This is a genomic window from Helicobacter vulpis, from assembly GCF_003660395.1.
Lineage (GTDB): Bacteria > Campylobacterota > Campylobacteria > Campylobacterales > Helicobacteraceae > Helicobacter > Helicobacter vulpis.
Genome location: NZ_QXQT01000001.1, coordinates 1 through 11739, shown reverse-complemented (window position 1 = coordinate 11739; position 11739 = coordinate 1). Strand labels below are relative to the sequence as shown.

The 11739-nt window shown below is 49.0% G+C and carries 23 protein-coding genes; 4 read left to right on the top strand and 19 right to left on the bottom strand.

The features are described 5' to 3' along the window. Positions 1–5: 5 nt before the first annotated feature. The 19 genes from rpsE to rpsJ are packed head-to-tail and all read right to left on the bottom strand — an operon-like array spanning position 6 to position 7988. Positions 6–446 (bottom strand): 30S ribosomal protein S5, encoded by a 441-nt coding sequence (gene rpsE, locus EAO38_RS00115; protein ID WP_121020236.1) that lies wholly within the window; start codon positions 444–446, stop codon positions 6–8. Positions 447–454: 8 nt separating this feature from the next. Continuing rightward, the gene (rplR, locus tag EAO38_RS00110) at positions 455–811 is read right to left on the bottom strand and encodes a 50S ribosomal protein L18 (protein ID WP_121020235.1); all 357 of its coding nucleotides are present in this window, start codon (positions 809–811) and stop codon (positions 455–457) included. Between the two features lie 9 nt (positions 812–820). Next, the gene (gene rplF / locus EAO38_RS00105) at positions 821–1360 is read right to left on the bottom strand and encodes a 50S ribosomal protein L6 (RefSeq protein WP_121020234.1); all 540 of its coding nucleotides are present in this window, start codon (positions 1358–1360) and stop codon (positions 821–823) included. Positions 1361–1369: 9 nt separating this feature from the next. Beyond that, entirely contained in the window at positions 1370–1765 is a 396-nt protein-coding gene (rpsH, locus tag EAO38_RS00100) for a 30S ribosomal protein S8 (RefSeq protein WP_121020233.1), read from the bottom strand. A 9-nt stretch (positions 1766–1774) separates the two neighbouring features. Then, a complete protein-coding gene (locus tag EAO38_RS00095; protein ID WP_120945465.1) occupies positions 1775–1960 on the bottom strand; it encodes a type Z 30S ribosomal protein S14 in 186 nt (61 codons plus the stop codon). Further along, entirely contained in the window at positions 1960–2505 is a 546-nt protein-coding gene (gene rplE / locus EAO38_RS00090) for a 50S ribosomal protein L5 (RefSeq protein ID WP_121020232.1), read from the bottom strand. Before rplE ends, EAO38_RS00095 begins: the two co-directional genes overlap by 1 nt. A 5-nt stretch (positions 2506–2510) precedes the next feature. Beyond that, positions 2511–2738: a 50S ribosomal protein L24 gene (rplX, locus tag EAO38_RS00085; RefSeq protein WP_121020231.1), complete on the bottom strand. Its 228-nt coding sequence runs from the start codon at positions 2736–2738 to the stop codon at positions 2511–2513. Then, the gene (rplN, locus tag EAO38_RS00080) at positions 2738–3106 is read right to left on the bottom strand and encodes a 50S ribosomal protein L14 (protein WP_121020230.1); all 369 of its coding nucleotides are present in this window, start codon (positions 3104–3106) and stop codon (positions 2738–2740) included. Before rplN ends, rplX begins: the two co-directional genes overlap by 1 nt. Then, the gene (gene rpsQ, locus EAO38_RS00075) at positions 3103–3366 is read right to left on the bottom strand and encodes a 30S ribosomal protein S17 (RefSeq protein ID WP_121020229.1); all 264 of its coding nucleotides are present in this window, start codon (positions 3364–3366) and stop codon (positions 3103–3105) included. Before rpsQ ends, rplN begins: the two co-directional genes overlap by 4 nt. Next, positions 3367–3570: a 50S ribosomal protein L29 gene (rpmC, locus tag EAO38_RS00070; protein WP_121020228.1), complete on the bottom strand. Its 204-nt coding sequence runs from the start codon at positions 3568–3570 to the stop codon at positions 3367–3369. Then, entirely contained in the window at positions 3557–3982 is a 426-nt protein-coding gene (gene rplP, locus EAO38_RS00065; protein ID WP_121020227.1) for a 50S ribosomal protein L16, read from the bottom strand. The genes rpmC and rplP overlap by 14 nt, the downstream gene beginning before the upstream one ends. 2 nt (positions 3983–3984) lie before the next feature. Continuing rightward, positions 3985–4692 (bottom strand): 30S ribosomal protein S3, encoded by a 708-nt coding sequence (rpsC, locus tag EAO38_RS00060; protein ID WP_121020226.1) that lies wholly within the window; start codon positions 4690–4692, stop codon positions 3985–3987. Next, positions 4693–5022 carry a 50S ribosomal protein L22 gene (rplV, locus tag EAO38_RS00055; RefSeq protein WP_121020225.1) on the bottom strand — a complete coding sequence of 110 codons (330 nt, stop codon included), beginning with the start codon at positions 5020–5022 and terminating at the stop codon, positions 4693–4695. 30 nt (positions 5023–5052) lie between these two features. Next, positions 5053–5334, bottom strand: coding sequence for a 30S ribosomal protein S19 (gene rpsS / locus EAO38_RS00050; protein ID WP_104752204.1), 282 nt, complete (start codon positions 5332–5334; stop codon positions 5053–5055). 2 nt (positions 5335–5336) lie between these two features. Further along, positions 5337–6167, bottom strand: coding sequence for a 50S ribosomal protein L2 (gene rplB, locus EAO38_RS00045; protein WP_121020224.1), 831 nt, complete (start codon positions 6165–6167; stop codon positions 5337–5339). Between the two features lie 10 nt (positions 6168–6177). After that, on the bottom strand, positions 6178–6459 hold the full coding sequence (locus tag EAO38_RS00040) for a 50S ribosomal protein L23 (RefSeq protein WP_121020223.1): 282 nt from the start codon (positions 6457–6459) through the stop codon (positions 6178–6180). A 10-nt stretch (positions 6460–6469) separates the two neighbouring features. Further along, a complete protein-coding gene (gene rplD / locus EAO38_RS00035; RefSeq protein ID WP_121020222.1) occupies positions 6470–7078 on the bottom strand; it encodes a 50S ribosomal protein L4 in 609 nt (202 codons plus the stop codon). Positions 7079–7091: 13 nt separating this feature from the next. Continuing rightward, the gene (rplC, locus tag EAO38_RS00030; RefSeq protein ID WP_121020221.1) at positions 7092–7664 is read right to left on the bottom strand and encodes a 50S ribosomal protein L3; all 573 of its coding nucleotides are present in this window, start codon (positions 7662–7664) and stop codon (positions 7092–7094) included. Positions 7665–7673: 9 nt separating this feature from the next. Then, entirely contained in the window at positions 7674–7988 is a 315-nt protein-coding gene (gene rpsJ, locus EAO38_RS00025) for a 30S ribosomal protein S10 (RefSeq protein WP_121020323.1), read from the bottom strand. Between the two features lie 141 nt (positions 7989–8129). Between rpsJ and EAO38_RS00020 the strand changes: the two genes are divergently transcribed. The 4 genes from EAO38_RS00020 (at position 8130) to EAO38_RS00005 (ending at position 11581) form a co-directional block, all read left to right on the top strand. Beyond that, positions 8130–8837 carry an ATP-binding protein gene (locus tag EAO38_RS00020; protein WP_121020220.1) on the top strand — a complete coding sequence of 236 codons (708 nt, stop codon included), beginning with the start codon at positions 8130–8132 and terminating at the stop codon, positions 8835–8837. A gap of 83 nt (positions 8838–8920) precedes the next feature. Then, a complete protein-coding gene (locus tag EAO38_RS00015) occupies positions 8921–9187 on the top strand; it encodes a hypothetical protein (RefSeq protein WP_162982636.1) in 267 nt (88 codons plus the stop codon). A gap of 38 nt (positions 9188–9225) precedes the next feature. Then, positions 9226–10311 (top strand): flavodoxin-dependent (E)-4-hydroxy-3-methylbut-2-enyl-diphosphate synthase, encoded by a 1086-nt coding sequence (gene ispG, locus EAO38_RS00010; protein WP_121020218.1) that lies wholly within the window; start codon positions 9226–9228, stop codon positions 10309–10311. After that, a complete protein-coding gene (locus EAO38_RS00005) occupies positions 10298–11581 on the top strand; it encodes a 2,3,4,5-tetrahydropyridine-2,6-carboxylate N-succinyltransferase (protein WP_121020217.1) in 1284 nt (427 codons plus the stop codon). Before ispG ends, EAO38_RS00005 begins: the two co-directional genes overlap by 14 nt. Positions 11582–11739: the final 158 nt, after the last annotated feature.

Genomic DNA, 11739 nt, shown 5'->3' with positions numbered 1-11739 from the left:
AACTCCTATCCCTTGATCTTACAGAGCGCGTCAAAGGTCGCGCGTACCACATTGTAAGGATTGTTAGAACCTAAGGACTTGGTCAAAATATCCTTAATACCGGCCAGCTCAATCATGGGGCGCGTAGAACCCCCGGCGATGATCCCAGTCCCCTCAGAGGCGGGTTTGAGCAGAATACGGCTCGCGTTGTACTTGCATTCAATGTCATGCGCGATGGTCGTGCCCTTGATCTTGACTTCAATGATGTTTTTAAACGCGTCATCAATGGCCTTTTTAATGGCATCGGGCACCTCCTTTGCCTTGCCCAAGCCAAAGCCCACAAGGCCGTTTTTATTGCCCACGACCACCAAAGCGTTAAAGCGAAAACGCCGCCCGCCCTTGACCACTTTGGTAACCCGCCCGATATTGACCACCACTTCTGAAAACTCTTCTCTATTGATCTCCATGCCCATCCTTAAAGCGCGATCTCTTGGGCGCGTAAAGTGTCTGCAAAGGCGGCCACCACCCCGTGGTATAAATAGCCATTGCGATCGTAGACCACCTTGTCTATGCCCTTTTTCTTAAGATTTTCTGCAAAGATTAGCGCAAGCTTCTTGCTATCCTCTATATTCTTGCCCAATCCTAATTTTTTGCCATCCACATGCGCCAAAGTTGCATGCGCGTTGTCGTCAATGGCTTGGGCGTAGAGGTGTTTGTTGGATCTGAAGATGCTCACACGGGGACGCTCCTGCGTACCAAAGACCTTAGAGCGCACCCGCATTTTGCGTTTGGCTCTTTGCAGCTTTTTTTTCTCTAAAACACTCGCTGTCATGCTCGCTCCTTATTTCTTAGCGGTCTTGCCGGCCTTGCGCAAGATCACTTCATCGCTGTACTTGATGCCCTTGCCCTTGTAGGGTTCTGGAGGTCTATAGGCGCGGATGTCTGCGGCAAGTTGCCCGATTTGCTGTTTATCGCTCCCCTTAAGGGTGATGATGGTGTTCTTATCCACCGCCACCTCTACACCCTCTGGGATGGGGTGCTTGACCGGGTGGCTAAAGCCTAGCGTGAGTTCTAAGACCTTATGCCCTAAAGCTGCCTTATAACCCACCCCATTGATCTCTAGCACCTTGCTAAAGCCCTTGTCTAGCCCCACCACAATATTGTTAGCCAAAGCGTTGTAAGTCCCCCAAAACGCACGGCTTTGCGCGCTAGTGCCCACGGGCTCAAAGCGCAAACTATCCCCCTCTAACACAACGCGCACACGCCCGTGCGTCTCCAAACTCTGAGTCGCCTTATTATTTTTGAAGTGCAAGCAAGTCCCCTCTAGGCTCGCCTGTACCCCGCTGGGGATTTTGATCACTCTTTTACCAATTCTTGACATGCCACACTCCTACCAAATGCTGCAAAGCACCTCACCGCCCACATTCTGTTTGTAGGCCTCTTCATTGGTGATCACGCCCTTGCTCGTGCTGACCACAATCACCCCGTACCCGTTTTTAAAGCGTTTGAGCTCGTGAGCTTGTTTGTAGAGCCGCCGCCCCGGTTTGCTCAATCGCTTGATCTCGCTGATTAGCGCGCGCCCCTTATCGTCATAGGCCAATTCTACAGAGATGAAGTTCTTGCCCTCCTTCTCTAGCACTTGGTAATTGGCGATGAATCCGCGATTTTTGAAAATTTCTAAGATAGAAACCACAATTTTGGCGTAGTAAAGCTCTGTAACCTCCAAACGGCGCATGCTCGCATTCCGAATGCGTGTTAAAGAATCTGCGACAATGTCATTTACCATGCGTGCTCCTTACCAACTCGCTTTTCTAAGACCAGGGATCAAGCCCTCACTGCCCATCTTCCTCAAACACACCCGGCACAGACCAAAGTCCTTATAGACAGAACGGGGTCTCCCACAGATATTACAACGGGTGTACGCCCGCGCTTTGAACTTTGCCTTCCTGTGGGTTTTTGCGATCATTGATTTTTTAGCCATTAGCGCCCTTTTGCGAAGGGCATTCCGAGCAACTCTAGCAATTTAAATGCCTCCTTATCGTTATTTGTAGAAGTGATGATAGCGATGTTGAGCCCGTGGGTTACCATGATGTCGTCATAGACCACCTCTGGGAAAATCAACTGCTCATTCAAACCAAAACCATAATTCCCCCGCCCATCAAAACCATTTCTAGACACCCCTCTAAAATCCTTTACCCTGGGCAGAGCGATCACGATCAATTTTTCTAAGAAGTTGAACATGACTCTATTTCTAAGCGTAACCTTCACCCCCACGGGCATGTTTTCGCGGATTTTAAAGCCCGCCACAGATTTTTTTGCCTTAGTGATCACCGCCTTTTGCCCGGCGATGAGCGAGAGCGTTTGGGCGATGTTTTGCATGATTTTGGCATCTTTGGCATAATCCCCCGCCCCCACACTGAGCACAATCTTCTCTAGTTTAGGCAATAACATCGGGTTTTTAATCCCTAGTTCCTCTGCCAATTTCTTTTTTACCTCTTTTTCATAGAAGTTCTTCAAGCCGTCCATCGCGCCTACTCCTTCTCTTTCTTGACATTAGAGATATGGATGGGCATCTCCTTAAAGGTGTGCCCGCCTTTGGGGTTGTCGTCTGTGGGTTTGATGGCCTTCTTCACAAGCTTACACCCCTCCACCAAGAGCGTGGATTTCTTAGGGAAGACGGCCAGTACCTTGCCCACCTTGCCCTTGTCATCCCCTGCGATCACCTTGACCATGTCGTCTTTTTTAATCTTGCACTTCATTAGAGCACCTCCGGAGCCAGTGAGATGATTTTCATAAAATTGGCATAACGCACCTCCCGACTCACGGGGCCAAAAATCCTAGTCCCCACCGGATCGCGCTTGGCATCCAAAATCACCGCCGCATTGTCATCAAAGCGGATCAAAGAGCCATTGGGGCGTTGTACTTCTTTTTTGGTGCGCACGACCACCGCCTTAACCACCTGCCCCTTTTTGACCTTGCCATTGGGGATCGCCTTCTTCACAGAAGCGACAATCACATCGCCCACACTCGCATAGCGTTTATGACTCCCCCCTAAGACCTTGATACACATGATCTCCTTGCCCCCGCTATTGTCCGCCACCACCAATCTTGTAAAGCTCTGTATCATGAAACTCCCTTCACTAAAATCTCTTTGAGAGCAAAGGTCTTAGTTTTGGACACGGGTTTGCACTCCAGCGCGCTCACAAAATCCCCCACCTGACAAGCGTTCTTTCTGTCGTCAATGGTGTATTTCTTAAAGCGTTTGACAATCTTGCGGTATTTTTTGTGCAAGACCTTTCTTTCTACTAAAATCACCGCGCTACAGGCATCAATCTTATTGACAACCTTGCCCTGAATGGTGCGTTTATGGGACTGCTTGGCTTCCATCTACCTCTCCTGTGCCGACAATTTTAGGGCAGACAAGGCGGTGTTGATGCGCGCAATGTCCTTTCTCACCCCTCTAATCTCATTAGGATTATTGAGTTGCATGGTCTTGAGCTTGACTCTCAGTTCAAAGAGCTCTATCTTTTTGTCTTTGAGCAACTTTTCTAACTCCTTTTTGTCCTTGCCTTCCAACTCAGTAAATTTCATTTTCGCTCTCTTTGGTTACAATTTTTGTCTTAAAGGGGAGTTTGCGTTGGGCTAAACTCAAAGCCTCCCTAGCTAAACTCTCTTCAATCCCTAGCATTTCATAGACAATGCGCCCGGGCTTGATATTCATCACCCATTTTTCTACCGAGCCCTTCCCCTTACCCATACGGGTTTCTAGGGGTTTGGCCGTTAGGGGCTTGTCTGGGAAAACGCGAATCCACACCTTGCCCGCCCTTTTGATATGGCGAGTCATCGCCACCCGCGCGGCCTCAATTTGGCGCGAATCAATGCGGCCATGCTCTATAGCCTTGATCCCAATATCCCCAAAGGCCAGTTTAACACCGCGCGCAGATTTTCCCCGATTTCTGCCCTTCATCTGTTTGCGGTATTTTGTCTTCTTAGGCATTAACATGGCTATTCTCTCCCTCTTCTAGCGCGCCCTCTAGAGGTTCTCTCTTCGCCCTCTTCTTCGCGTTTCTCTGTTTGGATCCCCTTTTGCAAGACCTCGCCTTTAAAGACCCACACTTTTACCCCAATGATTCCATACACCGTCATAGCCTCTGCAAAGCCGTAATCAATTTTAGCCCGCAGAGTGTGCAAGGGCACGCGCCCCTCCATATACCATTCTGTGCGCGCGATCTCGGCCCCGGCCAAACGGCCAGAAACGCGCACTTTAATCCCCCTTGCGCCCGCTTTCATCGCCGTTTGCATGACCTTTTTCATCGCCCGTCTGAACGCCACGCGTTTTTCTAGCTGGGTGGCGACATTTTCTGCAGCCAACTGCGCGTCCGCCTGAGGGCGTTTGACCTCTTTGATATTGACAGAGATTTCTTTTTTGATCAATTCTTTCAAAGAAAGCTTGATTTTTTCAATGTCCACACCCTTTTTACCGATGATGAGTCCGGGTCTGGCGGCCACTACGGTGATGCGCAACTTCTTGGCCGCGCGCTCGATCACAATCTCGCTCACCCCTGCATAATAGAGCTCTTTTTTCAAGAACTTACGGATTTTGTAATCTTCCTCAATATTGCCCACCGTGTCGCGCGCCCCGGGAAACCACCTAGAAGCCCAGTTTCTATTGATCCCTAGTCTTAAACCAATTGGATTAACCTTCTGACCCATTTACTTATCTCCCCCTTGCTTGCCCACTTTGACTAAAATGTGCGATGTGGGTTTTCTAATGGCTGTAGCCCTGCCTCTAGCGCGGGGCATGTGGCGTTTGAGCACAGGCCCTGCATCCACACGACAAGAGAGCACCGCCACAGACTTTGAATCATGCCCGCCATTGTACACGGCCGCGCTAATCACCCTAGAGAGAATCCGTGCGGCCTTATTGGGGGTGAATTCCAAGCGCGCAATCGCCACCTCTGCATTCATGCCCTGAATCTGTCTAGCCAGCAACCTAGCCTTAGTGGGCGAGAGCCTGCTGTACCTCAGTAACGCCGTGCTCATTTGCATTCCTTTGTGTAATAATGTGCCATGCTATTTGCCTATCTTTTTTTGCACTGTGCCCTTGTGCCCTTTGAAGGTGCGTGTGGGCGCAAATTCACCTAATTTATAGCCAACATGGTTTTCAGTGATGTAAACGGGGATGAAGATCCTGCCATTGTGCACGCTATAGGTCAAGCCAATCATTTCGGGCAAGATGGTGCTGCGGCGCGACCAAGTTTTAATAGGTCTATTGTCTTTTTTAGCTTTGTGTTTGAGGGTTTTGTCCATGAGATGTTTGTCTACGAAAGGACCTTTTTTAATTGACCTTCCCATCGCTATTTACCTTTCTTTCTTGAAATGATCAGGCGATCGCTGGCTTTTTTGCGTCTAGTTTTATAGCCTTTGGTGGGCATGCCCCAGGGAGAAACAGGGTGACCACTAGAACCAGTCTTGCCTTCCCCGCCCCCATGGGGGTGATCGACTGGGTTCATGGCACTCCCGCGCGTTTGGGGCCTAACGCGTTTGTAGCGGTTGCGCCCGGCCTTGCCAATACAAGTGTTGATAAAATCTTCATTACCCACCACGCCAATGCTTGCCATGCACTCGCTCAAGATGTAGCGCATTTCACCACTGGGCATGCGTAAAATCGTGTATTTGCCCTCCCTACCCATAATTTGCGCGCTCATGCCCGCACTCCTAGCCAGCTGCCCCCCTGCTCCCGGGTGCATTTCAATATTGTGTACAATGGTCCCAATGGGGATGCTTCTAAGCTTCATCGCAAAGCCGACTTTAATGTCCAACCCCTCCTCTGCGGCGATGATCGCATCGCCCACCTTCAGCCCGCTAGGTTGCAAGATATAGCGTTTGTCTCCATCAGGATAAAACACTAAGGCGATGCGCGCGTTGCGATAGGGGTCGTACTCAATGCTGGCTACCTTGCCTTCTATGCCAAATTTATTGCGTTTGAAGTCAATGATGCGGTATAGCCTTTTGGCCCCGGCTTCTTTGTGGCGGCTGGTGATTTTTCCGCTGTGGTTTCTGCCCGCATGCGCGGGGAGTTTGATCAAGAGTTTGCGCACACTAGGTTTGCCGCTAATGTCCTTAGAATCCAAACCGCTCATGAAGCGGCGGCTGGGGGTGTAGGGTTTGTAAGTTTTAACTGCCATGCTTTTGTCCTTATGCGCTCAATGCTGTGATATTAGCGTCTTTGGGGAGCTTGACATAGAATTTTTTTGTATCAAGCCGCTGTCCCAATCTGCCCCTAAAGCGTTTGACCTTCCCTTGTTGCCTGAGCGCGTTGATCTTCAAGGGTACAAACCCAAAGTAGTCCTTAAAGATCGCCTTGAGTTGATTTTTGCTCACACCCACGGCGGTCTGCACCACGATAACCCCGCTCTCCTGCATGGATAAAGATTTTTCTGTGTAAAGAATGGACTTGATGTCGGTGATGTCTGCCATGCACTCTCCTTTAAGCTGTTACCAGCGCGTCAAACGCCGCTTTTTCTACCACCACCGCACTATAGGCCGCAACAAGGTAGGCGTTGACTTCGCTGGTTTCCACCACATAACAATTACGCAAATTTCTAAACGCAAGGTAGTTATGCTTGTTTAGATATTCTGTAACCACCAGCACATCTCTTTGATTCAAGGCTTGCAAAAACGCATGCGCGTCCTTAGTTTTCCGACTGGTGATGTCCACTTTATCCACCACAAGCAATTTTTCTGCCAAAGCTTTCTGCCCTAATGCGTATTCTAGGGCGAGTTTCTTTTGTTTTTTATTGATCTTGAGATCGTAGTTGCGCGCATTAGTCGCCCCGTGAGACACACCCCCGCCTACAAAGAGAGGGGAAGTAATACTCCCCGCACGCGCCCGTCCGCCCCCCTTTTGATTCCAAGGCTTCTTACCCCCTCCGCTGACCGCGCCACGATTTTTAGTCTGCGCGCTATTGGCCCTAGCTTGGGCGCGGTAATACTTGACATACAGGTACAGATTATGCTCTTTGATCTCTTTAAAGCGCGCGGGCAGGTCCAACTCCCCCACCTGCTCGCATTGCTGATTCAACACTCTTGCTTTCATGCTCTCCCTTTACCTACTTAATCGCAATCCTGCCATAGGCCCCAGCATAGCCCACTACAGAACCCTTGAGCACTAAAATTTTGCTTTCTTTATCAAAAGAGAGCACTTCATTATGACAGGTTACTTTTTCATTTCCATAATGCCCGGCCATTTTCTTACCCTTTTGTACGCGCCCGGGCCATTCTCTATTCCCAATAGAGCCCAAACGGCGGTGAAAACGGCTTCCATGGGCTGCTGGTCCGCCTTGAAAATTCCAACGCTTCATCGCCCCGCTAAACCCACGCCCCTTTGTGTAAAAAGTCGCCTTAATGCGCTTGGCATTTTCTAGGGGCTCTAGGGGCAGATCGCCTAACTCTGATACCTGCGCGTTGAGAGTGGCAAAGCGGTTGAACTCTTTGCTGAGTTGGTATTTCTTTTGTTGCCCTGCGATGGCCTTGTTGTACTTTTTGTGCAAAGGATAGGCCACTAAAACCTGCTTGTCATAGATGGCGCAGACCTTACTTTCCAAAACTTTGAGTAAAGTAACCGCCATACTCTGCGTCCCCACCACCCGACTCATGCCTACTTTTTGAACTAGGTATTCCATTTTTGTCCTTTACTTGCCCTCTATGGAAGTTACTTCCACATCCACCTCAGGAGCTAGATCGAGCTTCATCAAGCTATCCACAGTCTCAGGGGTAGCAGACATGATGTCAATCAAACGGCTGTGTACGCGAATTTCAAATTGTTCTCGGGAGTCTTTATTAATGTGCGGGGAGCGCAAAACGGTATAACGCTTATTGCGCGTGGGTAGGGGAATGGGGCCTCTAATCTCTGAACCGGATCGTTTCACCGCCTCCACAATGGCTAGCACGGATCGATCCAATACCCTGTGATCGTAAGCCTTGAGCTTCAAGCGTATTTTCTCCATCATTATCCTCTCTGGGGCTTTCAAATTAAAAGCTGCAATTGTAAGCAAAAAGACACCATGAGTCAAGTGTTGCGCCCAATTTTGGGCATTTTTTACCCTAATATTTTCCTTCTTTAAAGGAAAATATACTAGGATATATGCATGTTAGATGTGATTTTACAGGAGAGTCTCAAACAGACCCTAGCCCAACAAGAACTATTGGCTAGACCCCTTACTGTTGATGCTTCTAGACTTCTCTTCTATGGGAGCGCGAAAGTGGGGAAGAGTATCTGTGCTTTGCATTTAGCGCGGGGGTTTAAGCACCCTATTTATGTGGATGGCAAAGACACACGTCTAGAGATTCCTCAGCTTAAAGACGCGCTTTTAAAGTTGTATTCTGAGGATAAAATGGACATTTTGATCGCCAAGCACTGCCCTAAAGACCTTTTTTTACCCCCCTTAGAGCATATCATTTTAATCCAATTCACCCCAACACCCCTCCCCCATGGTTTTAGTGCACGAGCGATTTGGCCCCTGAATTTTGCACAATACGTGCAAGCCCACAAAGGCGAGACCCTAAGTTCCCTTTTTGCGCGCTTCCTCAAAGGGGGCAATTGCCCTGCTACCCTACATTTAAGCCCCTTTCAGAAAATCCGCCGCAAACAAGAAATCTATCAGCTTTTCTTAGGGGCGCAATTCCCACTCTTTAAAGCCCTGTTACGCTTCCAAGCTTTGAATGTAACCACCCACCACCTCTACATCCAACTTAAAAAAACCCTTAAGCTCTCCAAAGATACCTTTTATGCTTTCATGCAGTTCTTACAGGAAAGTCAAGTATTTTTCTCATTCCCCACCACGACACCCCCTTAAAACCGCGCAAACTCTATTTTGGCGATTTTTCTCTACCCTACGCTTTAACCCCCATCCACCACCTCCCTTGTATCTTTGAAAACATGGTTGCCCTAGAATTAATGGGGCATTTCAAACAGCTGTTCTATCAACAGCCCTTTTTGATAGTCCGATCTTTTTACTTTTTCCCCCTAGCCTTCCCTTCTTTAGAAAATCTAGATCGCAAACTCGCCATCCTTTTAAAACACACTCTCCCCAAGCAACTCTTCATCATCACGATCAATTTTGAGAAACAAGGTAAAATTGGTACATGCACTTACCACGCCTGTAGCTTTAGTGCTTTTGTCTTAGAAATCTTGCCCACTCTATAGGCGAATTAGCTATAATGCCCTAAAAATTAAGGACATTTTTGCGCCCACGCATACTGACTAAACAAGTTTCTATCGGGGGGGTGGCAATTGGGGGCGGTGCGCCCATTAGCACCCAGAGCATGACCTTTAGCAAGACGCACGACATTGCTACGACCAAGAGTCAAATCGATCGCTTGAAATTAGCCGGGGCCGATTTGGTGCGCGTGGCTGTGCCCCATAAAAAAGACGCACTCGCGCTCAAAGAGCTCAAAAAAGTCTCTTGCTTGCCCCTCATTGCAGATATTCACTTCCATTACCAATTTGCCTTGATCGCCGCTGAGAGTGTGGATGCGATTCGCATCAACCCGGGCAATATCGGTTCTTGTGAGAAAATTAAGGCGGTGGCTAAGGCTTGCAACGTGCGCAACTTGCCCATTCGCATTGGGGTCAATGGGGGCAGTTTAGAAAAGCCCTTTGAGCTCAAATACGGCGCGACCCCTCAAGGGATGGTGCAATCTGCCCTTTATAACATCAAGCTTTTAGAAGACGCAGGCTTTAGCAATATCAAGGTGTCTTTAAAGGCAAGCGATGTGGAGCGCACCGTGTCAGCCTACCAACAGCTCCGCCCCCTAGTGCCCTATCCCTTCCATTTAGGCGTTACCGAAGCGGGGAGTTTGTTTCATTCTAGCATTAAAAGCGCGATGGCTCTAGGGCAGTTGCTCAGAGAGGGGATCGGGGATACGATTCGCGTCTCCATCACTGGGGAGTTAGAAGAAGAGATTCGCGTGGCTAAGGCGATCTTGCGCTATAGCGGGCGGCAAAAGGAGGGCATCACTTTTATCTCCTGCCCCACTTGCGGGCGCATTGAATCTAATCTAGTGGCTTTGATGAGCCAAGTGGAGCAACGCCTAGCCCATATTAAAATCCCCTTAGATGTGAGCGTGATGGGCTGTGTGGTCAACGCCTTGGGCGAAGCCAAGCATGCCGACATCGCGATTGCCTTTGGCAAAAAAAGCGGACTCATTATCAAGAAGGGCAAGGTGATCCACAAACTGCCCGAAGACCAACTTTTAGAAACCTTTGTGACAGAAGTACAAACCTTAGCTTTAGAACAACAAAAAGAGGATACCCATGCAAAAATTTAAACTTTTCGTGAGCGATTATCAAAACTCCCCTGAATACAGAAAACCCCTCGCCTTTGGGATCGCCAAGATTGCGCGCGGGCAAAAGAGCGCCAAACCCCTGTGCGCCACTTTCCCGGTTTTGAATTGGGGGGAGGAGTGTTTGGGGTCTTATGCGGTGTTCATGGAGTCGATCAAGCATGCTAGCCCCTTATACACGCAAGAAGAAGGCTTGGCGAGCGAGGCGGTCTATGGGATTGATAAGAACTTTATCCAACGCGCTTTAGAGCTTTACGCCCCTTTTTTACAAGAAGTTTTGCACAATAAAAGCAGCCATAAAAATATCCAAGTGATCCTAGAATTGATCAAAGCCCTAGGGCGCGACCAACTCTACACCACCTTAGTTCAAGAGGGCCCCCCTAGCTGCACACTTTCTACCAAAGAGCATGGCGCGGGTTTTTCCACCCAGTATTATCACAATTACCATCTTGTGGTGCTGTATGCAGACAAACCCTGCCAGAGTTTAGAAAGCGTTTATATGAAATTGCTCGCCCTCTCTTTAGGCAAGGCCCCTTTGCGCTCTTTAAATTTAGAGGGTATTTTTGGTTTGCTACCCAATGTGGCTTGGAGCGACAACACGGCCTACGAACTAGAATGGCTCAGAGAAGAAGAAGTGGGCTTGAAAATGCAGGATAAATACCCGCGCATTGATTTTATAGACAAATTCCCCCGTTATCTGATGCAAGTCTTGCCCCAAGCGGACAATATCCGCCTGCTCGATAGCGCTAAAGCGCGTTTTGGGGCGTATTTGGGCAAGGGGGGGTATACCCAAATGCCCGGGGCCAGTTATATTAATTTCAACGCGGGCGTGGAGGGGGCTTGCATGAATGAGGGACGCATTAGCTCCTCTGTGATAGTGGGCGAGGGGAGCGATATTGGCGGGGGAGCCAGCGTGCTAGGGGTGCTCTCTGGGGGCAATAGCCAACCCATTAGCATTGGCAAGAATTGCCTATTAGGGGCTAATTGCGTACTAGGGATTAGTTTGGGCGATGGCTGTATCGTGGATGCGGGGATTGGGGTACTTGCAGGGACGATCTTTGAAATTGATTCTAAAAGCGCGCAAGAATTACAAAAGATCAACCCTGCTTTTGCGCCTAAAGTCGATGGGCTTTACAAGGGTCGCGAACTCTCCGGCTTGCATGGTCTGCATTTTAGGCAAGAGAGTCAGAGTGGCAAGATGATCGCGCTAAGAAGTGTGCGCAAAATCACACTCAACACGCACCTACACCGCTAAAAATACTGAAGCCTTTTTGTGCTAACATGGCTTTTTAAGTTAATCAAGGGGTGTGTATGAAGGCTTGGATTTTTAAGGCATGGCTGGCTTGCTTGGCTTGTGCGCTTTTTCTCTATGGGGCTGATTCTACTTCTAGCCAAACCCCCACCATAGCCCCC